The following is a 21839-nucleotide window of genomic DNA, read 5'->3' on the forward strand; positions in this document are numbered from 1 at the left end:
CTGGCGGCGTGTTGCGTTCCTACACCGTTCCTACAGGCGTTCCTACAGGCCTGTTTGCGGCTTGTTCCGGGCGGCCAGGCGCATGACCGCGACGCCCCTCGTCTTCTCCAGCGTTTTACGGCTGTAGAGGGCTGTGGTCGCGATCTGACTGTGATTCGCGTGATGCCGCATCGCCTCCAAATCGGCACCCGCATCCGTCCCTTCGGTCACGCCGCCGGCGCGACTGTCCCGGTTCCAGACCGTGAGCGGAACGCCCGCCTTCGTCGCGACTGCGCGCCACATTTGGTAGAAGTTGCGATAGCGATAGGGGAGGCCGGTGGTCTCGTTCTTGATCACTGGGCCGATCCTGCGATCGGGCGGGATCAACGCGAGGACATGAGCGACGAGCGGATAGGCGTTCGTGTCATGAACGGCATCCTGACCGGTCTTCGTCGTCTTCTTTCGCAAGATCCCGGCCGCGTCGATCTCACTCCAAAGCAAGCCCCCCGACCAGCGTCGGCCGCGCGCAACGATGCCGGCGGTGCTGCCCTGTTCGGCCTTCGCCCATATGCCGATCACGTCGATCTGGCGGAGCGTCAGCTCGAACTGCAGCGCCTGCGCGATGGCAATGCTCGGCCGCCCCATCTCGATCGCCTTCTCGATGATCGCCTTCGACTGCTCGAAGGTGACAAAGGCCTGACGGGTGCCGGGTGCCTCGAAGCGCATCGCCGCCAGAATGATCGCGAGCCTGGTGCATTCAGGCACGTCGACGGTGACGCCGAACTTGATCGCGATCCGTAGCAGCTGCATCGCCTTGAACGCGCGGCGGATGCGCTCCGCACCGATCGGTGCATCGTCCGTCTTCGCCGGCGCAGGCTCGCGCAGCTTCTTATACCAGCGTCGGAAGTCGCCCCCGTTCAAGCGAACGAGCTGGCGATCGCCGACTGTTCGTTCCAGGAGGTCCAGCGACTCGTCATACATGGCGCGCGAGTTTGGCTTGAGATCCCGATAGGGACTGTCGGGGCTTTTGCGGTAGAGCGTGATCAGGCCGCGTAGGGTCCCGTCGAAGCGCTTCGGCTTCGCGCCCTTGTCGTTGCTGATCCACTCCATCAGCTCGGCCGTGTAGCGCTGGCAGAGCGAGGCGATCTCGGCGGGGTCTTCGGAATGGATGCGGATGGTCGGCGTCGGATAAGTTTTGGCCTCGCGCGAGATCGCCGAGGCCACCCAATAGAGCGCCGTTCCGTCCTTCCGCCCCCGCCTTCGCAGGCCGGGTGTTCCTGTCATGTCCAGTTTTCCTCTCCGTCAGGATTGAGGGGCGCCATCGCCCCGCGATCATCCTGACGGACGCCATGCCGGCGGTCGAGATAGGTCCGGCATGCCGGCCAGTAACGCTTGCCTTCGAACAACGGGTCGCGGCGCGGGAAGCCGTCCTTCTCCAGCGTCTGTGCGATAGCGGGAAACAGGTCGCCCTTCACGCCGAGGCGCGTCGCAATCTCCTTGTCGCTTAGGAAGAGCTTGTCAGTCACGGCGCCCTGCCTCAGGACCGGCTGGTGCCGCGTCGACCAGGCCGAGAGCCATCCCGGCCGCGTCGGCCGTGTACCAGTGCTTGTCCCGCAGGAAGCGATAGTCGTCATACTTCTCGTCCGGGATCGAGAAACCCCGCCGCAGGGCGTCCCGCCGACGCCTGGCCGCCGTCGCCTTGGCCTGATTTTCAGCGGACGCCAGCCTGTCCAGCGTCGCCTTCTGGAACTCGAGGTCCTGCCAGCGCCGGCGGTTCTCGCGCGCCACCGCTTCCCTGTGCTCGGCCGTCATCGGGACACCCGTCAGCCGCTGACGCTGGATCGCCGCTGCACGATTCCTGTCGCCCCAGCCGAGCTTGCGGACGCGGGATTTGATCCCATCGGGGGAGCATTTCATGATGGCCTCGATCTCACGATAGGAGAGCATGGGATCGCGCCGGTTGAGGAGGCGCCGCAGCCAGCCGTCGTACTTCTCGTTCCATGGGAAGCGCTTGGCGGTGTCCTTCTTGTCGATGCTCGTCACGCCCCTCGGCATCACCGATCCTCCATCTCGGCCGTCTCGGGTGGGACGGCTGCAAGGGCGGCGCGGCCCTTGATGAGTGATTGTACGGCCTCCAATGCGGAGGGCAGATCATCGGGGCCGTAGCTGTCCGCAAGAGCCTGAAACCCATCATCGTGCTCTTGGCATAGCTCAAGGATCGCATCGCTTTCGACCTCCCAACATTCGGGACGCCCTTGTAACGGATCGTCGCCGAAATGAGCCGACGCGCTCGCCCATGTCGTGAACGTCTGCGCGCAGTGGAAGCACGTCCAACCATGAGGCGGAGCCGGGCGCTCGTCGTTCTCCATCTGCCACCGCAGCTTATCGGCATGGACGCGAAGCTCCATGATGTGCCGCTCTTGCAGACTGGTGGCGTCGATCTCGACTGTCTCCCGCAAGCTCCCATCCCTGCCAGACAGGGGCGCGGGGGCGGTGGAGGCGATGATGGCTTCCGCTTGCTCTTCATAAGCCATCCAACACGGCAAGGGCTCGTTGTTTGGGCCACATATCTTACCGATGGGAGCGTCTTCATCGGGATCTTCGCCGTAGGATGCGCTGATGATGCGCGCGATACGTTCGGCTTCCCGCAGCCCCTCCGCAGGCGTCTCGACAGGTTGGTGCATCGGGCAACCATCCAGAGCGTCACGCTCGGCCTTGAGCGCAGCCATGGCGCGGTTCAGCGTCTCGGCCGGATCAGCCCCGGCAACGACCTGAACGCGGAGACTGTCACCGTCCACCCGGAGGTCGATGGTGATCCTCGTGGCGTTTTCCGCAGGCGTCTCGACGGGAAGGACGGGGCGAGCGACGAGGGCGTGACGAGCCGCGCGAAATATCTTCGGCGCATGCCATTTCGGATCGTAGATGATGGTTTCCGGCCCCGGGTAGTTCTTTTCAAAGTATGCGAGGAACTGCGGATAGGCCGGATCGTTCGTTGCATCATCCGGCACGGCTTGGGGCTGATCGGGGGTGACGGTCGGGGAAAGCGGATCGTCGCCGTTCATGAACTGATAGTCGGTGATGTCGTGGCGCGCGGCGTCGGCTCGCAGGACAGCGCGGACGCGAGCCAAGAGCGAGGGCGGCTTGGCGCTGGTGACCAAGCGCGCGTGGTAGGCGTCGGTGGTCTCGTCAGGGCGGCGGGTCATGGTTGGGCGTCCTCTCGACGAGTATTGGTGTGGGTGGCGGTAAAGCGGCTGATGGCGAGGCGCAGCTCGTCCGTCTTGCGGATCGTCTCGCGCGAGATCAGGCCACCGTTGCCGCCTCGGCCGTGGGTGCCGCTGTCGTCGAAGGTGATCGCGTCGACGGCAGCCTTCGCGGCCTTCAGGAGGGGTGCGAGGTCTGACGTCATCCTCAAACCTTCTGCGGCATGAGGACGAGTTCCCGGCGATCGTCGCCGAGATCGAGGACCATCGTCGGCGCCGATGGATCAAGGAAGCCGAACTGGATCTGCGAGCCCTTGAAGCTCTCCAGAAAGTCCGTCACGTATTTAGCGCTAAAGCCGATCTTCAGTTCGAAGTCGCAGTCGACTTCCATCTCGTCGGCTGCCTCCCCGAGCTTCGACGAGCTGGAGAGGCGCAGAAGGCCCGGCGTGAAATGCCAAGTCACCGTCCGATCCTTACCAATCGCGTAGACACCGACTCGCTCAACCGCTTCTCGCAAGGGCGCGACGGCAATCTTCGCCTTCAGTTCGTTGCCGCGTGGAATGAACCGGTTGTAGTCAGGGAACGTGCCGTCGATAAGCTTCGACGTGATGGAGAGCCGAGGCGTCCTGAACCGAATGAAGGCGTCGGTCACTTCGATCTCGACTGGATTGTCGCTCTTGCCTGCCAGTAGGCCGAACAGCTCCGTCGCGAGCCGAGGAACGATGACGCCCGGCATACCAAACGCACCTTCGGGCGGCTCCAGACTAAGCTTCGAGAGCCGGTGCCCGTCTGTCGCGACGGCCGTCAGCGCGCCGTCAGGGGCATGCATATAGATCCCGTTGAGGTAGTAGCGGGTTTCCTCTTTGCTGATCGCGAAGCCGACCTTGTCCGAGATCGTCGTGAGGTCGACGGCCGGGATCGTGAAGCTATGAACGTCGCCTCGATAAACGACATCCGGGAAGTCCGAAGCCGGAAGGGTCTGGCACTTCGCGCGGGAGCGGCCTGACGACATCGTCAGCCAAATATCGCCGACCTCAATCTTAACAGGCGCGTCCGGCATCTTCTGTAGGGAGTCTTGGAAGAGATCCTTGTGGACGCAAATCGCCCCGGGAATTGCGACATTCACGCCTTCGGCCGAGGCGACGGCCGTGATGTCGATATCCGTCGAGGTGACCGACACGAGCCCATTTGCCTCGGCTCGAAGCAAAACATTCGAGAGGATCGGGTGGCTGTCCTTTTTAACGACGACCTTGGACATGTTCTTCACGAGCGGCAGGAGCGCGTCGCGATGCATGGTGAAAGCGAGGACGAGTGCGCTCACAGGAAGCGCCTCGCGGGCTCGGCCTGGCGATCGGCAACAATGCGCTTGACCGTCGACGGCAACGGGACATCACCCGGCGCTAGATCCCGCAGAAGATCTAGCACCGCGTCCATATCGCCAGAGGCTGCGAGTTCTGCCAAGCGAGGAAGTTCCTCGGTGACACGATACTGAAACTCGATCGCGCGTTCGGCCTGCGGTGAATCGCTGATGACCTCGATATTGAGGTCGCGCTCCTCGACCTCTCGCATCACCTGATCGTCCGACAGGCCGGAAAGATCGACGACGATCGCGATCGGCGCCCTTGCAGTCTCGCGGTCGCCAAGCTCGATATCGACGAAGCGCTGAATGACATGCGTGCGGCCGCTCATCGGTCGAACCTCACGCCAGTCACAGGGAAGGCGCCAGGCTCGTCGCCGCTGTCGCAGAACTCGAAGAGCTGTTCGCGCGGGTCCTTCGCCAGCGGCGGCTGCGGGCGCATCCAGTGCTGGCGAACCGGCAGAGGCTCCGTCCGAAGCCGCTGCAGCTCCTCATCGGCGACGAGGCCTTTGAAGGCGGTCTCAATCTGAAGGAAGTCCGCCGGCGACACGGGCACGGGGCGAACGTGCCCCTCGACGTAGGCCGAGTGCATCTCCCCGTCATCTGTGGTGAGACAGATCCACTTAGCCATCAGGGTTGCTCCCCGATAGTAGCCACCGGCTCGTAGAGCCCGCCAATGACGTCGACGACCATCATAGCCATGTTGGCAGTGTCGACGGCTTCTCGAATGGCGGCGGTGCGATTGGCTTCCAGGTTGCGCACGCCCTGGCATACAAGCAGGTCAGTAGCCGTATGCGCCTTACAGGCCTCCTCGAACACGCGATAAGCGAGGTCCTGCGGCTTGTCGTTTTTCCAGCCGCCCTTGTGCTCGTTGGCTCGCAGCTCGCGTTTCATCAGAAAGGCGAAGCGATCGACCTCGGCATAGTCCGAGGCCGGGACCGCGATCGGGGCCAAGGCGAAGGCCGGAAGGCGCGCGGCAAGGTGACGGGCGCGCTCGCGGAAACCCTCGTGTAGATCCGGGGCATCGATCCATAAGGTTCGCTCGCCCATCTCAACGCGCACGGTTGGATTGGCGAGCGCGTGGGCGTCGTTCTCGTCCTCGTCGGCCTCGAAAAGGGCGCGTGCCAGCGTGTCGATCTGGTCGGGCGTCGGGGTCGCCGGCTCCACCGCGATCGGCAGGGCCGAGCCGGTCGGCTTTGCGGCCTGCTTGGCGCGGATCTTCGCCATGGTTGCCGGCTCGCCGACGCGCGCCAGCTCGCGGCGGGCCTCGTAGCCGATTTCTATTCCGAAGGTGTTGCAGAGCGCGGCGAGCGTCACCATCGTCCCGCCAACCTCTTGGCGCTGGTCGCCCTTCGGACGAGCGTAGACGTAGGCTGCAAGGGCGATGACCCGCTCGGCCGGGAGGCCGCAAGCCTGGACCAGCTCCAGCGCCTCTTCGACGAAGCGGTCGCATCGCTCGGTGGCGTCCTCGGCCACTGCCGCAGGAAAGCACTCGGCCATCCAGAGGCCGACACCATTCTGGAAGTCGTCCATCAGCGTGCCTCCGCGATCATGACGGCGCCGATCGGTGCGCTCGTCGAGTGAGCGATGGCGCCGGCGGCGACCATGCCGACGAAGGCAGCGACGGCCATGAACTCCAGTGCGAGGCGGCCGAGGCGGCGGGCGGGGCGAAGATGGGCCGCGATGCGGCGGATCTCGACGAGTTCGCGGGAGAGAGCGCGCATCAGACGATCTCCCGCAGGAAGGCGAACACGAAGACCGAGCCGACGAGGACGAGGGCACCGATGATCGCCTGTTCGAGGTAGTCGTCGCCCGTCTGGTCGGTGGACTGGCGCGCCATCGGCTTTGCGGCGCCGTCTCCGATGGGTTCGGCGTCGGCCTGCGTGACAAGGCGGACGCCGGGGAGCTGGTAGGACCGGGCGCTCATCAGGAAGCCGCCCGGTTGGCACGGCACATGTCGGCGACGGCGTCGGCGACTTCGCGGCCGAGGTCCGTCAGGTCGGCGCGATCGAGAGCGCGGCGACGCCCGGCGCGGACCTTGCAAAGGTTGCGCATTGCGAGCTGCGTGACGTGCTCGGCCGGGACCATCGGGCCTTCCGGCGGGGTCCAGCCACGCGGGCCGCGATGGTGCGTACCAGCGGCAAGGCGCTTCAACGAGTTGTGGAGGTGGGGCGGGACTTCAACGCGGCCGATAGTGCCGCGTAGGAGCGAGGGTTGCACAGGCATGCTGGGCTCCATTCATTGAGAACGGATATCTGTAACGCTGTACGTGACAGCGGTCAACATGATCGTAACGCCCCACGTGACGGACCGCATTCCTAGGTTTTCCACAGGCAGGAATAAGTTCTTGATTTGTTCTTTTTAGCGGGTCAGGTTCTGCCATCCGAGGTAACCAAAGGGAGTGGTGCCGTGAAAACCTACTACGTCGTGCAAACCTATTCGGTGAATGCCAAACGGAAGATCGAAGCGGACACGCCGCGCCAAGTCTCAACCGAGAGCGAAGCGCTGCGGCTTTCTGGGCGTCTAAGCGAGACTAAATTTGGGGTAGTGGCATTCAGCCGAACCGGCGACCCGGAATCCGGTGACTGGGAAGATGCGAAGATCCTCTTCCAGTTCGGCGACTTCACTCAAGAAGACGCTGACGCTATTCGCGCTGCAGCTTAGCCCGTCTTGCCGGCCAGTGCGCGGAGGACGGCCATCGTCTGCTCGTCTCGCCGCTGCGCAAGTATACGAAGGAGGTCGACAACCTCGCCCTCCTTCGTCGGATCTTTCGTCAATAGATCTGCTGGCTCAACGCCAAGCGCCCTTGCCGACGCCTCCAGAAAGTCCTGGGTATATGGTTGGGCGCCGGTCTCTATGCGTCCGATGTTGGCGTGCGTCATCAGCGGAACGCCAGGCGCGCTTTCAAGCATGTCAGCGAGCTTACGCAGCGAATAGCCGCGATACTCGCGCCACGCGCGAATGAAATGCTTCTCTCTGGCCGGACCCGTCATGTCGCGATGATATCTCGCCACCCCGAGCCCGTGGTCACGTGGGGCGTTACAGATTTGAATTGCCATCTGTCACGCTCAACGTTACAACGCTTTTATGCAAAGCCACCCCCTCAAGACCTACGCCCGAGAACACAAGGTCACCCTCGCTCAAATCGCGGTGGCCGCTAAGACAAGCCGGATGACGCTTCACCGCGTCATTCGAGGCGAGAACACGACACTAGATCTGCTCGGCCGTATCAGTGATGCGACTGATGGGGCCGTGTCGGTTCAGGCGCTCGTTGCCGCCAGGAATGCCTGTCTCGAAGGCGAACATCACGAGAAATCGGCAGCCCTTCTTTCGCAGAGGGCTGCGTCTTGAGCGCCGCTGTCCGCCGGCTGTCCGCCCCCGCAAACGACAATCTCGGCGCAGTCGACGTCTTCTTGCGGCGCTGCCGGCCAGACCCGTCGCGGTCAGCCGTCGAGGTGCTGGCTGCCTTCTGCGCGCAGTCGAGCCTGATGGACTGCGTTGGCGATATGCTTGATCGCCTCGGCATGGATGGGGTGGGGCCGAAGACCCTTGTCCACCAGATGGCGCTCCATGCGCTTCACGGCGTTCACCTCAAGGTCCGTCAGGAACTCGTCGGGATCGAGACCGGCGCGGCGGAGGGCGACTGCCATGTCCGCTAGCACGTCCGCCATGGCAATGAGCGCCATGAGGGCGGAGGCGTCCGCCTCCCCCAGCGTCATCTCGTGTTTCGGCATTTCAAGTCTCCATCGCGTGGGTTGCGGCGCACCCGCGATGGTGATGCGCGCGACGGCGGGAGTCCAGCACGTCCGCCGTCGCGCGCTTTCGTTTCCGATCCATCCTGAGGTTTCGGCATGACAGACCGCCTTGCTCCCGACGAGCGCGCGTTGAAGGCGACCGGCCACGCGCTGATGGTCGCCGCCGGCGGATGCACGGCCGCGCAGATCATTCTCGGCCATAAGAGCCCGTCAACGATCAGCGCGCAGGCCTCGATGTCCGAGCCGGATCGCTGGATGAACGTCCGCGACGTGATGACGCTCGAATATCACGTTCAAGAGCCGATCGTGTCTCGCTGGATGGTCGACCGGCACAGTGCCGACGCCCGGCGTGTGTTCGCCCCGATCGACGATGGTTCGATTATGCATTTCGTCCGCGAGTGCGGCGAAGCCAAGCTCGCCCTTATTGCCAGCCACGAGCGCCGCCGGTGCGACGGGACCTATAGCGCCGCCGATCGCGCCCTGACGATCCGCGAGTTGCGCGAACTGGAGGAAGGCGCGCGGGATCTGCGCGAACGGCTGGAGGCGCAGCTATGACGATCTGGCAACCGGGCATGCGCTGCGTGTGCGTGAGCGCAGGCCGCGTCCTCTACGATTTGCCGTTGAAACGGCCGGTCAAGGGAAACGTCTACACCGTGCGCGCCGTGGACACCTGCGCCCTGACCGGGGCGGCGAGCCTGTTGCTCGATGAACTCGACAACCGGGATTGCATTGAGCGGGTCGTTCGTATCCAGGGCCAAGCCTACCGCCTGGGTGTCGAGCCGGCCTATCTGGCGAGCCTGTTCCGCCCGCTCTCCGAGACCCGTCTCGACCAGTTTCGACAACATCTCGCCCCGACCCCGCGTCGGAAGGCCGACGCCTGATGACGGCCGCAACGCGTGTCATCATCGCGGACGGCATGACGGATGCTGGCGGCGACGCCGGCGCCTTCATCGCGTCGGTGGTCGACGAGGTCAACGCGGCCTGGGCGCGGCGCGGCGTCGCCGGCGTCGAGATCGTCTGCGCCGAGTGGGAGAACGCCCGCCGCCGCATCTTCCTCGAAACCATCCCCGGCGCGCAGTCTCTCACGGTAGGCCGCGTCAGCGAGCATTTGAAGGCGGAACGCGCCAAGGTGGCCGAGCGGTTCGCGGACGGCATGGGAAAGCTCCTGTGACGATCCGTTTAAACGCTTGCCTAGAGTGCGGTCTCGACTTGGTGCCTGGCGCACGTGAGCGCGAGTTCTGTGCCTCGCCCTGCCGGATGGCCTGGAACAACCGGCGCCGCGATCGGGGCGCCGAGCTGTATGACCTTTACATGGCGCACCGTTGGGAACGGTCGGACGCGCAGGCGCGCGGCGTGTTCCAGGCGATCAATCGTCTCGCCAGCGAGTTCCGCCGCGAGGATCGCGATCGGCGCAGCGGACGCCGCTCTTGGCGCCGGACGGAAGTCGTCCTGTCCGAGCGCCCGCACCTGAAATCCACGACCTATTGCATGAGGCCTGGCCGGTGAATGTCGTCTGCGATGCGGGCGCTTCGGCCCGTCGTGATCCCTTCGACCTGGCGCTGGAGGATGGCGCCGGGTGCCTTGCGTATCTGATGAACGCGGCGGTGCGCGGCGGTGGCTCTGTGGCCGACGTCGTTCGTGGCCGACCGATCGCCCATCTCTCTGCCCGCACGCTTCGCACGATGGGCGTCGCGCTGGAGCCGGTGCCGGGTTCGAAGTTCATCGCCGTCGCGACCGCGCACCCGGCGCTGGCCGAGATCTTCGCGCCGACGCTTTGGATCGGCGATTGGGCGACGGCGCTCCTGACGCTGCCAGGCGCCATTCGGTCGGGGCGCATGTCGTTCGGCCGCGTCTATGCGCCGATCGTCCTCGTGCCGCGCCAGCTCCTGCCAGGGTCGCTGCAATGAGCGCGGTCGCCGCCCGGCTGCGGGATCTGTTCGTCGAGGAGGCGCGCGGCGTTGGGATCGGCGAGGCCATGCCCTTGCTGCCGCTCGGCGGCTTGCGGGCTATGTCCGTCACGGGCGAGCATGTCGGCCCGTGTCCGCTTTGTGGCGGCCGGGACCGGCTGCAGGTGAAGCCCGGTGTCGGTTGGCTTTGCCGTGGCGCGGCCGAGGGCCGTGATGCGATCGGCCTGGCCGCGCATGTGCTCGGCCTCGACTTGAAGCGCGGTGGCGACTTCCTCGAAGCCTGCGCGGCCGTGCTCGGCCGATCTGTGCCGGATGGCCGCGACGAGGACGAGGCGGCGACGCGCGAGCGGGCCGAACGCATCGCGGCGCGTAAGCAAGCGGCCGAGGCGTCGGCGGCGCAACGCGAAGGCGAGGCGCACGACTTCCGGGCGGCCGAGCAAGCCAAGGCGCGCGGCAAGTGGCAGCACGGCGAGCCCGATGGCCTGCACCTGACCTATCTCGCGCGGCGCCTGCAGCGCTACATTCGCGATCTGCCGGTGGCGCCCTTCCTGCGGACGATCGCGGCCGAGACCTACTGGCATGGCCGGGACGAACGCGACCCGCGCCGCGTGCCCGTCGAGCTGTTCACGGGTCCGGCCATGGTGGCGCCGTTCGTGGCGCCTTCCGGGCATGTCATCGGCTGTCATCTGACGTGGATCGATCTCGCGCGGCGGCCGAAGTTCCGCCCGCTCATTCTCGACCCGGCGGCACCGCGCGGCGACCCTCTGCCGTCGAAGAAAATGCGCGGCACGAAGAAGGGCGGGCTGATCCCGCTCATCGGGTTCTACCAGCATGACGGGCTGATCCTGCCCGATCCGCACCGCCCGCGCTTCGTCAGCGGCGAGGGGATTGAGAACACGGTGATCGCGGCGCTGGCGGAGGGGCCTCGCGCCGACACGATCTATGCCGCCGCCGGCGACCTCGGCAATCTCGCCGGCCCCGCCGATCAGACATCGCGTTTCACGCATCCCGAGATTCGCAAGCCGGACAAGAATGGGGTGATGCGCCCCGTCTTCGTCAAAGGGCCGATCCCGCGCGCCGATCAATCGCCCGACGACGCGATGCAGGTGCCGCCCTGGGTGAACGAGATCCTGCTGATCGCTGATAGCGACAGCGAACCTTACGCCACCGCCTCCGACATGGCGCGCGGCAAGGCTCGGCTCGGAGCGGGCGGCGCCATCGTCGGCATCGCCTGGCCGCCTGCGGGAATGGACTTCTCCGATATCGTCTCACTCTCTCCCCTCGGAAACTGACATGGCCAAAAAAGACGATCCGAACCTTGCGATCGTGCGCGAGGCCCTGGCGGCCGCGCAGGCGCAGGCAACCGCAACGGCGAGCGCCGAACCTGCGGACGCTCCAGAGGAGGGCGAAGCCCTTCCGGTTGCCCGATCTCTCGACATTCCGCGGGCGCGCCAGACCGAGACGCCAGAGCCGAACACCGTCTGGTGGTGCTCGCATCTCGATCAGTCCGACACCGACAACGCGCGGCGGCTGATCGCTCACTTCGGCAGTGATCTCGTCGTGCTGAAGCAGGAAGGCGGCAAGGATGCAGCCTATGGCGTCTGGAACGGCCAGCATTGGGACCTGTCCAACGGCAATCAGGCGGCGCTCGGTCTCGCGCAGCTCCTCGGCGAGCGCATCCAGTTGGAGGCCGCCGAGCTGGTGCCAACGAACGGCGAAACGCGCGTGATCGAAGCCGCGATGGAAGCCCGCGATAAAGACGAGGACGCGCGCTCGCCCGCCGAGATCATCAAAGTCGCGCGTGCCGACGACGTGCTGGAGAAGCTATCGGGACGGATGGGCAAGCGGATCCAGTGGGGCATCGCGGCAAAGAACGCCAACAAGCTGACCGCAATGCTTAAGTGCGCGGCGCCGCACCTGATGCGCCCGGCCGACGCCTTCAACTCGCATCACCACAAGGTCGCGGTGAAGGGGCACACTCTCACGTTCCACCACGGGACGGAGCTGGTGCCGAACCCCGACCTGGAGCGCGAGGACGCCCCGGCCGATGCGCCCGACGCGATCCCCGCGAAGTATGCGCGCGTCAGCGTGAAAGTCGGTCATGAGCGCGAGGATTACTCCACGGCCGTCGTGCCGACCGCCTATGACCCGAACGCGAAGTGTCCGCATCTTACGGCCTTCCTCGAGGAGTTCGTACCCGACGCGGCCAACCGCCGTTTGATCCAGGTCGCCTTCGGCCTCGGCCTTCTTGGCGTGACCGTGCAGAAGCTGTTCTTCCATCTCGGCAAGGGCGCGAACGGCAAGTCGATCCTGATGGAAGTCATCTGCCGGGTGCTCGGCGGCTATGCCGTGACGCTGGAGGCGAACAGCTTCTTCGGTGATAGCGGCCAAGCCGGCGCGGCATCGCCGGATCTCGCCCGGCTGCACAATGCCCGGCTCCTGCGCGTCCAGGAGCTGCCGGAAGGCGAGGAACTGCGCGTCGACCTGGTGAAGAAACTGACGGGCGGTGAGAAGATCCCGGTTCGTCAGCTGTTCCAAGGCTATTTCGAGTTCTGGCCGATCTTCACCGCGCATATGAGCGGCAACGGCTATCCAAAGATCTCGGACATGAGCAACGGCATCTGGCGCCGCATGACCGTCATCTATTGGCCGATCGTGCTCGACGACGCTCGCCAGCGCAACTTCGAAGAGGTCGTCGGCGAGTTCGAGCCGGAGCATTCCGGCATCCTGAACTGGCTGATCGAAGGCGCACTGATCTACCTGCGCGAGGGGCTGACGATCCCGGAAGACGTCGTGCGTCAGACCCGGAAGTATCAGGCCGCCATGGACCCGACCGCGGCCTTCCGCGAGCGCTGCGTGCTGCACAGTCAGGGCGAGGCTGTCACGGCTATGGAGATGTATGAAGCCTATGTCGCCTGGGCCGAGGACACGGCGAACAAGCCGATCTCGATGACGGGCTTCGGCAAGATCATGGTGAAGCATCACGAGCGCGAGGACGGGCGCACACGGCGCTATCTGAACGTCCAGCTCGTCAACGTGCCGGAGCGCCGGCGGCGGAGCAAGACGGAAGCCGAGCAGCCGGACGATTACCCGGAAGGCTATGCCGGGCCGGAGCCAAGGGACGGCGAGGAATAGCCATGCCCTCCTGCTCCCTCCCTTTGCGCCCCGCTGCGCGTGGCGCTCATTCTCGGCCCTGCCTGGGGATCTGTGCCATGCCGCGTCCGCCCTGATCCTGTTCGGTCTCGGGTTTCGATCGGTCGGTTGCTTCCGAACCCTCTTCGCGAGGGATCGGGAAAGGTGCGCCTTCAGGGCGCGAGGGTTTGCGAGGGTTGGAGAGGGTTTGCGAGAGTGAGGGGAAACGTGGCAACGCCTTGTGGCGCCGAGGTTTGCGAGGGTCTGCGAGGGTTCCTCGCGTATACGCGCGAAACGACTATTCCGGCCTAGTCTCGGTCTTATGCTGATGGACCCCGAAAACTATCGCAACCCTCTCTAAATCCAACCAAGCCACTGAAATCAATAGATCTATCGATCTTCTGCCAACCCTCTCAAACTCTCGAAAACTATCGTTCAACTATCGCAAGGCTTGGCTGTGAGTAAGAAACCCATCGAAATTAGTGCTTTGCTGGCTTGGACCTATGGGGAGGAGCTTCCGAAACTGGAGCGGTTCCTCGACGACGAGCGGGAGGAGTTCCTAGCCAGCCCGGCGCCCTGGGACTCGATCACGCGGCTGGCGATCCTCGGCGTTCGGGTCGATACGTCGGGCAGGGCGCCGGACGTTCGGGCGCTGGAGTACCCGGACCCTGATGCGCTGATTGTTCACGAGGCGGTGCAGGGGCTGGCGTCGTGGGAGATCGCCATGCCGGAGGGGTGGAGCGCCCTCGGCGACTGCACAGGCCTGACGGCGGCCGAGATGGCGGACGCGCACCGGGACGGCCTTGCCATCGCGGCACCGAAGGGGGACCGCCTGGCGGCGCTTATCCGGCGGCTCGCCATGACGGGTCGCACTCCGCCATGGCACGACCATGGACCTATCTTCCGTCGGCTGGTCTGCGGTGCCAACGGCAAGCCCGCTTGGTTTCGGATGGTGCGCCAACCGATCGGGCAGGGGCGCCCGTCATGCGACGTCGAGGTCGACGGCTACAACAAGTCCCGGCAGCGGCCCTATGAGGGCGCCTATCGGAAGCACTATCTCGATCCTTCGCCTTCGGTGCTGGTGTCCGAGCGGGTCGATTATCAGCTATGGGCGCTCGCCCTGCATGCGTTGGCGGGTGATCTGGCTCGCCGTCTCGGACGCTTCACGGTTCTACCCTGCCGCGTTCCCATGTGGCCTTGGGAGGGTGAGGAAGGGCCTTCGCAGCCTCGGGTTCTCGTCGCGGCGAAATCCACAGAGCCGCGTCAGGCGGGCAATGAGGCCGCTTGACGCGCGGGTGGAATTTGACATACCTCTCATGGTGCGAGGAACCCAACCCCGGAGCGGAGACGCTGCCGGGGTTTTCGTTTGAGGAGGACCGATGCCGACACGGCCAGCGTCCTTCCGTCCTCGTCATCAGCCAACGCGCATCGTCCTCGAACGAGAGTACGAAGCTCGGCGGCGCCAAGCGCATCCATGGCGCGCCCTCTATAAGACGCCGCAGTGGCAGGCGATCCGCGTCTCGGTCTTCGCGGCCGAGCCGCTATGCCGTCGCTGCGCCTCGTCCGGCCTCGTCGTGCCGGCGACCGTCGTCAACCACGTCGAGCGCCACCACGGCGACCCGGTCAAGTTCTTCGCCGGCCCCTTCGAACCCCTCTGTAAGCCCTGCCACGACGGCGAGGTGCAGCGAGAGGAGCGCCGCGAGGCCGCCTCAGGCCCCCCAGTCACCCGCCGACCCGGCCTGTGACCGAAAAGTGACACGAGGGGGAGGGGGGGGTCGAAAGTCGGGGGCCTAAGGGGCGGGACCGGCAGGTTAACTCGCTCTTTGTCTGCGCGAAATTTCCGCTGGCGAAACTTTTTCTTTTGAACTGCGGGGTCGGATCGGCCTCGCCAAGGGGTTCACGATGGGTCGACGCAAGGATGATCCCGCCTTGCAGGCGGCCAAAGGATACCCCGGCAAGCGCAAGCCGATGACGGATCGCCGGATCAATGCCGCTGCGGACCAGGCCGAGCGCGAGGCGAGCGAGGCTCACCCGTTCGCCGTGCCGGTGCTCTTCACGAAGGCGCCCGCCTACTATCGGCGTGCGATCGAGCTGTGGAAGTCGCTCACCGAGACGCTTCTCGCGTCCGGGCGGCGGCGGCCTGGCTATCGGGCGGCCCTCACGCGCTACTGCATGTGGTCGCAGATGTATGAGGGCGCGGCGGAAGACCTGCGGCGCGACTGTCCGAAGGGCGGCTTCACCATGAAGTGGACGCCGGTCGGCGGCGCCGAGCGCGTCATCCAGCATCCGGCGATCAAGATCATGCAGCAAGCCGAGCCGATCCTGCGCGCGATCGAGGATGACTTCGGCTTCAACCCGCGCTCCGATGGCGCGCTCGTTCGGGTCGAGAGCTTCAACCGCTCACAGCAAGGCGACCTGTTCGGCGCGTCCCGCCCGGCGGCGCCGGCGGCGGATGCGCCCGGCGTGGCTGCGACTGCGCACGACGCCTCGGCCGACCCGATGGACCTCATGAACGGCGCGGACGCTCGATCGCCGTCGACGATGCAGTGACGCGATGACGGACACGCTCGCGACGGAGCTGCCGCCCTGGCTTCATCCCGTCGCGAGCGATCCCGCCTATGAATGGGCGGTGCTCGCCTGGCGACGGGCCGGCAAGGTCGAGGGATCGTGGTTCGATACTGCCAAGGCCGACGCGGTGGTGCTGGCCTGGCCGCGCATCTTCCGCCTGACGAACGACCGCTTCCGGGGCGTGCCGTTTAAACTCCTGCTCTGGCAGGAGATTACGGTTCGCCTCCTGGTCGGCTGGAAGATGCCGATCGAGATCGTCGACCCGGCGACGCATCTGCAAGCGGTCGCGCAGGTTCGCGTGTTCCGGCGGCTGGATCTCTGGATCCCGCGCAAGAACGGCAAGTCCGAGTTCCTGGCGGCGCTCGGTGTCCTGTTCTTCTGCCTCGAAAAGGTGCCGGGCGCCGAGGGCTACGTCTTCGGCCGCAACGAAGACCAGGGCCGGGTCGCCTTCGACAAGATGGCGGCCATCATCTCGGAAGGGGTGGGGCTTCGCGAGGATCGGCATGGCAACGTGCGGATCATCCTCATGAAGAAATCGATCTTCCTGCGGGAGACCGGATCGACCTTGCATCTCCTCACCGGGAAGCCGGATGGAAAGCATGGCCGATCCCCGACCGTGATCGTCGGCGACGAGATCCACGAGTGGATCACGCGCGAGCTGGCGGACACGCTGCGGCAGGGCACGGGCGCTCGCCTGCAGCCGATCGAGTTGTACGCCTCGACGGCGGGGCGCAAGTCCGGGCGCGTCGGGTGGGAGTGGTACAACGAAAGTCTGGAGATCATGTCGGGGGTCGCCGACGATCCCCGCATCCTCGTCGTTCACTTCGCGATCGGCGAGGAAGATGACTGGACGGATGAGGCCATCTGGCGGAAGGCGAACCCCTCGCTCGGCCTGACACCAACGCTCGATTACCTGCGCACCGAGTTCAAGGCGGCGAAGGGCAAGCCGGTCAAGGAAGCGATCTTCCAGTGCTACCATCTGAACCGATGGGTCGACCAAGTCGGCGGCTGGATTCCGAAGTCGAAATGGAAGCTGTGCGCGATCGAGCCTGACGGCTGGAGGACCCTGCGCGAGCGGATGCGCGGGCGCCGCGCGTTCTCGGCTTGCGATGTGTCCGCGACGCGCGATCTCACGGCGCAAGTCGTGATGATTGAGCCTGAAGGCGACGACGATCGGTGGACGCTGATCCCCCGGTTTTGGGTGCCGGAGGGGACGCTCGACGAGCGCGCCAGTCAGGATCGGCGCGTCGACTGGAAAGGATGGGTGCAACGGGGCGCGCTCATGACGACGCCAGGCGATAGCGTCGATCAAAACTATGTCCTGAAGGCCATCGAAGAGGACGCCGCGCACTTCAATCTGGTCGCGCAAGGCTTCGATCCCTGGAACGCCGTCAAGCTGATGACCGATCTCGAAGCCAACGGCTTCCCGGTCGAGCTGATGGTGCGCATGCGGCAGGGCACGGCGACGCTCGGCGAGGCGACCAAAGAGTTCGAACGAATGGTCTTCGCCGGGCAGATCGACCACGGCGGGCACCCGGTCCTCGCCTGGATGGCGGGGCATTGTCAGGTCCGCTTCGACGAAAACCTGAACTACGTGCCGGCCAAAAAGGGCAGCGCGGACAAGATCGACGGCATCGTTGCCAGCGTCATGGCAACCGCCCTGGCGACCAACAGGGAAGAGGTCCCAACCATGGACGAGTTCCTGTCCAACCCGGTGTTCGGCTGACATGGGCGTTCGCGATGCCATTGGCGGCTGGCTGATCAAGTCCGGCCATAACATCAGCACGACCGACGCGAAGGCGTCGCGGATCTGGAGCCGGGTCCTCGGCGGCGGCGGTGAAAGCGACGCCGGCGAGACCGTCACCGTCGACGTGGCGTTGCAGCTGGCGACCGCCTGGGCTTGCGTTCGTCTGATCTCGGAAACGGTGGCGACCCTGCCGTTCATGCTCTACCGCGACGAGCGGGACGGCAGCCGGACGGTGGCAAAGGATGATCCCCTCTATGGGATCCTTCACGACCAGCCGAACGCGGACCAGACGGCGGTCGAGTTTTGGGAGGGCGTTGTCTTCTGCATCCTCACCTGGGGCAACGCCTACGCCGAGAAGGTCTTCATCGGATCGCGCCTGGTGGCGCTCCTGCCGCTTCGGGCGGACTGGATGCGGGTCGGCCGCGACGAGAGCGGCGCCCGTGTCTACCGTTACGGCGACCCGAAGGGCCGGCGCGAGCTGACCGAAGACGAGGTCATGCATGTTCGAGGGTTCGGCAACGGCGGCGACGTCGGCCTGTCGCCGATCCTCTACGGCCGCCAGACGCTCGGCGCGGCCCGTGCGGCGGACAAGGCGGCGGCAAAGATGTTCGCCAACGGCGTTCGGCCGAGTGGTGTCCTCGAAATGTCGCAGATCCTCAAGCCGGACCAGCGCAAGGATATCCGCGAGAACGTGATCGCTCCCTTCGCCGGCGCCATGAACGCGGGCGGCGTGTTCCTGGCAGAAGGCGGCATGAAGTTCTCGCCGGTGACGTTCACGCCGGAAGACGCGCAGATGCTGGAAACGCGCGCCTTCCACGTCGAAGAGATCTGCCGGTGGTTCAACGTCCCGCCGATCCTGATCGGTCACTCCTCGTCGGGGCAGACCATGTGGGGATCGGGCGTTGAACAGATCATGCTCGGCTGGCTGGTCCTCGGCCTGCGCAGCATCCTGAAGCGGATCGAGTCGGCGGCGAAGCGCTCGCTGATCACCCCCGATCGGCGCGCCGGGCTGCACCCGGAGTTCAATATCGAGGGGTTGCTGCGGGCTGACAGCAAGACGCGGGCCGAGCTGATCTCGACCTACGTGCAGAACGGCATCTGGAGCCGCAACGAAGTCCGCCAGCGCGAGAACATGCCGCCCTATGCCGGCGGCGAGATCTACACGGCGCAAACCAACCTGTCGCCGGTGGATCGGCTCGGGACGCAAGTCGCGGTGAAGACCGCACCTGACGACGACGCCTGACGGCGCGTCCGATCGCGCTTCGGCGCCCTGCCACAATCGAGGGAAGACAATGGACGGTAGCAACTTCGTTGCGCCGCTCGAACTCAAGTTCGCGTCCGAGGGCGTGGGCGAGTTCGAGGGCTATGGCGCGATCTTCGGCAACATCGACAGTCACGGCGACCTGATCGCGCCGGGTGCCTTCGCGGCGAGCCTCGCGCAGCACAAGGCCAAGGGCACGATGCCGGCGATGTTCGTCCAGCATGGCCCGGCACTCGGCGGCGACAGTCTGCCCTCCGGTGTCTGGCAGGAGGTCGAGGAAGACTCGCGCGGCCTGAAGGTGAAGGGCAAGATCAGCGCGCTCGACACCGATCACGGGCGCCGGCTGCGCGGACTGATGCAGGACGGCGCCATGCGCGGCCTGTCGATCGGCTATCGGGTGGCGCCGGGCGGCGCCGCGACGGGGCGCAAGGCGGGGCAGCCCCGCCGGACGCTGAACACACTCGATCTCGTCGAGATCTCGATCGTCCGCGATCCCTCGAACATCGAGGCGCAGGTGTCCGGGATCAAATCCGAGAGCGACCCGCTCCGCGCCTCGACCGCCATCGCCGCCGCCATGCGGCTGCACGACAAGTCGATGGGCGAGAATTACGCCTATTCCAGCCCGCGCGATAAGGCGCTGCTGATGAACCATTTGCGGGACGCGCACGAGGCCCTGACGGGCACGCGCGCCCCGACCGATCTCGACGGCTGGAAGGAAATTCCGACCGTTCGCGAGATCGAGCGGATGCTCCGGGAGGAGTTCAGTCTGTCTCGATCCGAGGCCAGCGCCGTTGCCGAGCGCCGGTTCAAGTCTGTCCCTCGGGATGAGGGCGGCGAGACGAAATCCGAGGACACGTCGGCGCTCCGCAGTGTCCTCGACGGCTTCAAGCTTCCTTCCTTCTCTTGAGGACATTCCCATGACCCAGCGTATTCTGCGCGGCGCATCCATCGCCGCGATCTTTGCCTCGCATGTCGGTCCCCGCATCATGCTCGCCCCGCCGAACGAGGGCGGCGGAGGGGGCGGCGACGATCGCGATCTCGGCCAGCTCGCCAAGGATCTGAAGACCGCCACCGACGAGGTGAAGACCTTCGCCGAGAAGGCGAACACCGAGATCAAGAACCTCGGCAAGGTGACGGACGAAACCAAGGAAGCGGCCGACAAGGCGCTCGTCGAGATGAACGGGATCTCGGCCCGTCTCGGCGAGGTCGAACAGAAGCTCGCACGTCGCCCTGGCGCGAGCGGCGCCACTGAACACAAGTCGGCGGGCGAGATCGTCGTCGAGAGCGAGGAATACAAGGCGGCCTCGCCGCGCGGCACGTCCTTCAAGGGGCAGTTCCGCGTCGAGGTGAAGGCGATCACCTCGGCCAGCGCGACCGGCGCCTCGGCCTCGACCGCGCTCGTGCCCGCCGATCGCCAGGCCGGCATGGTCGAGCTGCCGCGCCGCGGTCTCGTCGTTCGCGATCTCCTGACGCCCGGCCGCACGGTCTCGGCCTCGATCGAGTATGCGCGAGAGAAGGTGTTCACGAACAACGCCGCGACCGTCGCCGAGAACCCCTCGGCGCCGAAGCCGGAGTCGAACATCACCTTCGAGCTGGTGACGACGAACGTCCGCACCATCGCGCACTGGATCCCGGCCTCGAAACAGATCCTCGCCGACGCGCCGCAGCTGCAGAGCGTCATCGACGGTCGCCTTCGCTACGGTCTGGCGTACCGCGAGGATGAACAGCTTCTTCTCGGCGACGGCACGGGGACGAACCTCACCGGCCTGATGACGCTCGCCTCGGTCTACTCGGCTCCGTCCGGCGTCACCGTGAAGATGCCGACGAAGCTCGATCTTTTGCGGCTCGCCATGCTGCAGGCGACGCTGGCGCTCTACCCGGCGACCGGCACGGTTCTGCATCCGACCGATTGGGCGGATATCGAACTCACGAAGGACGCCGGCGGCAACTATATCTGGGCCAATCCTGCATCTTTGCTGGGTCCGACCCTGTGGGGACTTCCGGTCGCGCAGTCGCTGGCGATGCCGCAGAACAATTTCCTCACCGGCGCGCTTCGCTATGCTGCGCAGATCTTCGACCGCGAGGACGCGGACGTGCTGATCTCGACCGAAGACCGCGACAACTTCGTGAAGAACATGGTGACGGTCCTCGCCGAAGAGCGCCTGGCGCTGGCGATCTACCGTCCGCAGGCCATGGTGCGCGGCACCTTCTCCTGATCGTGACAGCATAGGCGGCCTCCGGGCCGCCTTTCTCGTTCCTCGTTCGAAAGGATACGGCCGTGGCCGATCAAGTCAGACTGAAGTCGCTCACCGTCTTCGCCAGCGACCGTATTACCGTCTTCGCCGAGGGTGCGAGCGAGGGCACGAAGGGCGGCGCCGTCGTCTCGGGACAGGAGTTCGAAACCGATCTTCTGCATGCCCGCGACCTGGTGCGGCTCGGCAGTGCGGAGCCGACGAACCCGGCGGACCTCAACGGGGAGGTCGGCCCGCTCGAAGCTCATTACAGCGTGTCGGCGTCCGACTGGAAGCGCTACCAGGCGGCCGATGACGCGGCGGCCAAGCAGATCGAGGCCATCCGCGAACGCGTCAACCAAGTGGCGGCGGAGGCCGACTCCGATATCGAAGGCCATCGCCTTCGTGTCGAGTACGAACGCGAAGAGGCCGACCGCTGGATTGAGCGGCATCAGGCGCGTGCCGAAGAGGCGCGTCTGCAGGCTGAAGACCTGATCGCTTCCTTCGCGGTGAAAGTCGACGAAGCTCGCAGCTTGGCGTCGCCTGCCGGCGCGTCTGCCGATACCGTTGTTGGCGGTGACGGTGGAAACGCGGAAGCGACAAGCCCGGCAGAGGGTGCCGAACCCGCCCCGGTCGCGCCGGCTGCAGAGCCTGACGCCGCCACCGCGTCGCCGAAGGCCAGCAAGAAGTCGAGTTAACGCC

Annotated in this window: 30 protein-coding genes; 16 read left to right on the plus strand and 14 right to left on the minus strand. The window is 65.6% G+C overall.

Annotated elements, in window-relative coordinates; genetic code table 11:
• Positions 1 to 42 precede the first annotated feature (42 nt).
• The 12 genes from AUL33_RS08915 to AUL33_RS21590 all read right to left on the minus strand — a co-directional run bounded on the left by AUL33_RS08915 (position 43) and on the right by AUL33_RS21590 (position 6762).
• Positions 43 to 1203: a site-specific integrase gene (locus AUL33_RS08915; RefSeq protein ID WP_244492079.1), complete on the minus strand. Its 1161-nt coding sequence runs from the start codon at positions 1201 to 1203 to the stop codon at positions 43 to 45.
• Positions 1204 to 1259: 56 nt separating this feature from the next.
• Positions 1260 to 1505 carry a hypothetical protein gene (locus tag AUL33_RS08920; protein WP_062206725.1) on the minus strand — a complete coding sequence of 82 codons (246 nt, stop codon included), beginning with the start codon at positions 1503 to 1505 and terminating at the stop codon, positions 1260 to 1262.
• Positions 1498 to 2034: a hypothetical protein gene (locus AUL33_RS08925; RefSeq protein ID WP_062206727.1), complete on the minus strand. Its 537-nt coding sequence runs from the start codon at positions 2032 to 2034 to the stop codon at positions 1498 to 1500. Before AUL33_RS08925 ends, AUL33_RS08920 begins: the two co-directional genes overlap by 8 nt.
• A complete protein-coding gene (locus tag AUL33_RS08930; RefSeq protein ID WP_062206729.1) occupies positions 2034 to 3182 on the minus strand; it encodes a hypothetical protein in 1149 nt (382 codons plus the stop codon). The genes AUL33_RS08925 and AUL33_RS08930 overlap by 1 nt, the downstream gene beginning before the upstream one ends.
• Positions 3179 to 3385 (minus strand): hypothetical protein, encoded by a 207-nt coding sequence (locus AUL33_RS08935; RefSeq protein ID WP_062206731.1) that lies wholly within the window; start codon positions 3383 to 3385, stop codon positions 3179 to 3181. The genes AUL33_RS08930 and AUL33_RS08935 overlap by 4 nt, the downstream gene beginning before the upstream one ends.
• A gap of 2 nt (positions 3386 to 3387) precedes the next feature.
• Positions 3388 to 4500: a DNA polymerase III subunit beta gene (gene dnaN / locus AUL33_RS08940; protein ID WP_062206734.1), complete on the minus strand. Its 1113-nt coding sequence runs from the start codon at positions 4498 to 4500 to the stop codon at positions 3388 to 3390.
• Positions 4497 to 4868, minus strand: a complete 372-nt coding sequence (locus AUL33_RS08945) for a hypothetical protein (RefSeq protein WP_062206736.1) — start codon at positions 4866 to 4868, stop codon at positions 4497 to 4499. The genes dnaN and AUL33_RS08945 overlap by 4 nt, the downstream gene beginning before the upstream one ends.
• Positions 4865 to 5167 carry a hypothetical protein gene (locus AUL33_RS08950; RefSeq protein ID WP_062206738.1) on the minus strand — a complete coding sequence of 101 codons (303 nt, stop codon included), beginning with the start codon at positions 5165 to 5167 and terminating at the stop codon, positions 4865 to 4867. Before AUL33_RS08950 ends, AUL33_RS08945 begins: the two co-directional genes overlap by 4 nt.
• The gene (locus AUL33_RS22510) at positions 5167 to 5856 is read right to left on the minus strand and encodes a hypothetical protein (protein ID WP_192843166.1); all 690 of its coding nucleotides are present in this window, start codon (positions 5854 to 5856) and stop codon (positions 5167 to 5169) included. Before AUL33_RS22510 ends, AUL33_RS08950 begins: the two co-directional genes overlap by 1 nt.
• A gap of 212 nt (positions 5857 to 6068) precedes the next feature.
• Positions 6069 to 6260, minus strand: coding sequence for a hypothetical protein (locus AUL33_RS08960; protein WP_062206740.1), 192 nt, complete (start codon positions 6258 to 6260; stop codon positions 6069 to 6071).
• Positions 6260 to 6463, minus strand: coding sequence for a hypothetical protein (locus tag AUL33_RS08965; RefSeq protein WP_062206742.1), 204 nt, complete (start codon positions 6461 to 6463; stop codon positions 6260 to 6262). The genes AUL33_RS08960 and AUL33_RS08965 overlap by 1 nt, the downstream gene beginning before the upstream one ends.
• Positions 6463 to 6762 carry a hypothetical protein gene (locus tag AUL33_RS21590; protein WP_082652457.1) on the minus strand — a complete coding sequence of 100 codons (300 nt, stop codon included), beginning with the start codon at positions 6760 to 6762 and terminating at the stop codon, positions 6463 to 6465. The genes AUL33_RS08965 and AUL33_RS21590 overlap by 1 nt, the downstream gene beginning before the upstream one ends.
• 183 nt (positions 6763 to 6945) lie before the next feature.
• Here AUL33_RS21590 and AUL33_RS22100 point away from each other — a divergent pair, with 183 nt between their 5' ends.
• Positions 6946 to 7200, plus strand: a complete 255-nt coding sequence (locus AUL33_RS22100) for a hypothetical protein (RefSeq protein ID WP_156419338.1) — start codon at positions 6946 to 6948, stop codon at positions 7198 to 7200.
• Here AUL33_RS22100 and AUL33_RS08970 read toward each other — a convergent pair.
• A complete protein-coding gene (locus AUL33_RS08970) occupies positions 7197 to 7529 on the minus strand; it encodes a helix-turn-helix domain-containing protein (RefSeq protein WP_062206744.1) in 333 nt (110 codons plus the stop codon). The genes AUL33_RS22100 and AUL33_RS08970 overlap by 4 nt on opposite strands.
• A 450-nt stretch (positions 7530 to 7979) precedes the next feature.
• Positions 7980 to 8270 (minus strand): hypothetical protein, encoded by a 291-nt coding sequence (locus AUL33_RS08975; RefSeq protein WP_062206756.1) that lies wholly within the window; start codon positions 8268 to 8270, stop codon positions 7980 to 7982.
• A gap of 150 nt (positions 8271 to 8420) precedes the next feature.
• On the opposite strand from AUL33_RS08975, the gene AUL33_RS08980 reads away from it, so the two are divergent.
• The 15 genes from AUL33_RS08980 to AUL33_RS09050 all read left to right on the plus strand — a co-directional run bounded on the left by AUL33_RS08980 (position 8421) and on the right by AUL33_RS09050 (position 21835).
• Positions 8421 to 8846, plus strand: a complete 426-nt coding sequence (locus AUL33_RS08980; protein ID WP_062206757.1) for a hypothetical protein — start codon at positions 8421 to 8423, stop codon at positions 8844 to 8846.
• A complete protein-coding gene (locus AUL33_RS08985) occupies positions 8843 to 9172 on the plus strand; it encodes a hypothetical protein (RefSeq protein WP_062206759.1) in 330 nt (109 codons plus the stop codon). Before AUL33_RS08980 ends, AUL33_RS08985 begins: the two co-directional genes overlap by 4 nt.
• Entirely contained in the window at positions 9172 to 9462 is a 291-nt protein-coding gene (locus tag AUL33_RS08990) for a hypothetical protein (protein WP_062206762.1), read from the plus strand. The genes AUL33_RS08985 and AUL33_RS08990 overlap by 1 nt, the downstream gene beginning before the upstream one ends.
• A 140-nt stretch (positions 9463 to 9602) precedes the next feature.
• On the plus strand, positions 9603 to 9797 hold the full coding sequence (locus AUL33_RS22770; protein WP_244492080.1) for a hypothetical protein: 195 nt from the start codon (positions 9603 to 9605) through the stop codon (positions 9795 to 9797).
• Entirely contained in the window at positions 9794 to 10198 is a 405-nt protein-coding gene (locus AUL33_RS09000) for a hypothetical protein (RefSeq protein ID WP_082652469.1), read from the plus strand. Before AUL33_RS22770 ends, AUL33_RS09000 begins: the two co-directional genes overlap by 4 nt.
• Entirely contained in the window at positions 10195 to 11490 is a 1296-nt protein-coding gene (locus AUL33_RS09005; RefSeq protein WP_062206767.1) for a hypothetical protein, read from the plus strand. The genes AUL33_RS09000 and AUL33_RS09005 overlap by 4 nt, the downstream gene beginning before the upstream one ends.
• 1 nt (position 11491) lies before the next feature.
• Entirely contained in the window at positions 11492 to 13333 is a 1842-nt protein-coding gene (locus AUL33_RS09010) for a phage/plasmid primase, P4 family (protein WP_062206769.1), read from the plus strand.
• Between the two features lie 454 nt (positions 13334 to 13787).
• Positions 13788 to 14618, plus strand: coding sequence for a hypothetical protein (locus AUL33_RS09015; RefSeq protein WP_082652470.1), 831 nt, complete (start codon positions 13788 to 13790; stop codon positions 14616 to 14618).
• Between the two features lie 91 nt (positions 14619 to 14709).
• Positions 14710 to 15075, plus strand: coding sequence for a hypothetical protein (locus AUL33_RS09020; RefSeq protein WP_062206773.1), 366 nt, complete (start codon positions 14710 to 14712; stop codon positions 15073 to 15075).
• A gap of 157 nt (positions 15076 to 15232) precedes the next feature.
• On the plus strand, positions 15233 to 15880 hold the full coding sequence (locus AUL33_RS09025; protein ID WP_062206775.1) for a P27 family phage terminase small subunit: 648 nt from the start codon (positions 15233 to 15235) through the stop codon (positions 15878 to 15880).
• Positions 15881 to 16139: 259 nt separating this feature from the next.
• Entirely contained in the window at positions 16140 to 17624 is a 1485-nt protein-coding gene (locus AUL33_RS09030; RefSeq protein WP_244492087.1) for a terminase large subunit, read from the plus strand.
• A gap of 1 nt (position 17625) precedes the next feature.
• On the plus strand, positions 17626 to 18888 hold the full coding sequence (locus tag AUL33_RS09035; RefSeq protein ID WP_062206777.1) for a phage portal protein: 1263 nt from the start codon (positions 17626 to 17628) through the stop codon (positions 18886 to 18888).
• A 49-nt stretch (positions 18889 to 18937) separates the two neighbouring features.
• On the plus strand, positions 18938 to 19813 hold the full coding sequence (locus tag AUL33_RS09040; RefSeq protein WP_062206779.1) for an HK97 family phage prohead protease: 876 nt from the start codon (positions 18938 to 18940) through the stop codon (positions 19811 to 19813).
• Positions 19814 to 19823: 10 nt separating this feature from the next.
• Positions 19824 to 21122 carry a phage major capsid protein gene (locus AUL33_RS09045; protein WP_082652461.1) on the plus strand — a complete coding sequence of 433 codons (1299 nt, stop codon included), beginning with the start codon at positions 19824 to 19826 and terminating at the stop codon, positions 21120 to 21122.
• Between the two features lie 62 nt (positions 21123 to 21184).
• Positions 21185 to 21835 carry a hypothetical protein gene (locus tag AUL33_RS09050; RefSeq protein WP_062206781.1) on the plus strand — a complete coding sequence of 217 codons (651 nt, stop codon included), beginning with the start codon at positions 21185 to 21187 and terminating at the stop codon, positions 21833 to 21835.
• The last annotated feature ends 4 nt before the right edge of the window (positions 21836 to 21839 follow it).

Source organism: Aureimonas sp. AU12, from assembly GCF_001463705.1.
Lineage (GTDB): Bacteria > Pseudomonadota > Alphaproteobacteria > Rhizobiales > Rhizobiaceae > Aureimonas.

Coding starts and splice junctions, on each gene's coding strand:
- AUL33_RS09040 (WP_062206779.1), top strand. CDS start 18,938: ATGGACGGTAGCAACTTCGTTGCGCCGCTCGAACTCAAGTTCGCGTCC.
- AUL33_RS08945 (WP_062206736.1), bottom strand. CDS start 4,868: ATGAGCGGCCGCACGCATGTCATTCAGCGCTTCGTCGATATCGAGCTT.
- AUL33_RS08990 (WP_062206762.1), top strand. CDS start 9,172: ATGACGGCCGCAACGCGTGTCATCATCGCGGACGGCATGACGGATGCT.
- AUL33_RS21590 (WP_082652457.1), bottom strand. CDS start 6,762: ATGCCTGTGCAACCCTCGCTCCTACGCGGCACTATCGGCCGCGTTGAA.
- AUL33_RS08965 (WP_062206742.1), bottom strand. CDS start 6,463: ATGAGCGCCCGGTCCTACCAGCTCCCCGGCGTCCGCCTTGTCACGCAG.
- AUL33_RS22770 (WP_244492080.1), top strand. CDS start 9,603: ATGGCGCACCGTTGGGAACGGTCGGACGCGCAGGCGCGCGGCGTGTTC.
- AUL33_RS08950 (WP_062206738.1), bottom strand. CDS start 5,167: ATGGCTAAGTGGATCTGTCTCACCACAGATGACGGGGAGATGCACTCG.
- AUL33_RS09025 (WP_062206775.1), top strand. CDS start 15,233: ATGGGTCGACGCAAGGATGATCCCGCCTTGCAGGCGGCCAAAGGATAC.
- AUL33_RS09045 (WP_082652461.1), top strand. CDS start 19,824: ATGACCCAGCGTATTCTGCGCGGCGCATCCATCGCCGCGATCTTTGCC.
- AUL33_RS08975 (WP_062206756.1), bottom strand. CDS start 8,270: ATGCCGAAACACGAGATGACGCTGGGGGAGGCGGACGCCTCCGCCCTC.
- AUL33_RS08970 (WP_062206744.1), bottom strand. CDS start 7,529: ATGACGGGTCCGGCCAGAGAGAAGCATTTCATTCGCGCGTGGCGCGAG.
- AUL33_RS22510 (WP_192843166.1), bottom strand. CDS start 5,856: ATGGTGACGCTCGCCGCGCTCTGCAACACCTTCGGAATAGAAATCGGC.
- AUL33_RS08925 (WP_062206727.1), bottom strand. CDS start 2,034: ATGCCGAGGGGCGTGACGAGCATCGACAAGAAGGACACCGCCAAGCGC.
- AUL33_RS08985 (WP_062206759.1), top strand. CDS start 8,843: ATGACGATCTGGCAACCGGGCATGCGCTGCGTGTGCGTGAGCGCAGGC.
- AUL33_RS08935 (WP_062206731.1), bottom strand. CDS start 3,385: ATGACGTCAGACCTCGCACCCCTCCTGAAGGCCGCGAAGGCTGCCGTC.
- AUL33_RS09005 (WP_062206767.1), top strand. CDS start 10,195: ATGAGCGCGGTCGCCGCCCGGCTGCGGGATCTGTTCGTCGAGGAGGCG.
- AUL33_RS09030 (WP_244492087.1), top strand. CDS start 16,140: ATGCCGATCGAGATCGTCGACCCGGCGACGCATCTGCAAGCGGTCGCG.
- AUL33_RS09020 (WP_062206773.1), top strand. CDS start 14,710: ATGCCGACACGGCCAGCGTCCTTCCGTCCTCGTCATCAGCCAACGCGC.
- AUL33_RS08960 (WP_062206740.1), bottom strand. CDS start 6,260: ATGCGCGCTCTCTCCCGCGAACTCGTCGAGATCCGCCGCATCGCGGCC.
- AUL33_RS09010 (WP_062206769.1), top strand. CDS start 11,492: ATGGCCAAAAAAGACGATCCGAACCTTGCGATCGTGCGCGAGGCCCTG.
- AUL33_RS09035 (WP_062206777.1), top strand. CDS start 17,626: ATGGGCGTTCGCGATGCCATTGGCGGCTGGCTGATCAAGTCCGGCCAT.
- AUL33_RS08930 (WP_062206729.1), bottom strand. CDS start 3,182: ATGACCCGCCGCCCTGACGAGACCACCGACGCCTACCACGCGCGCTTG.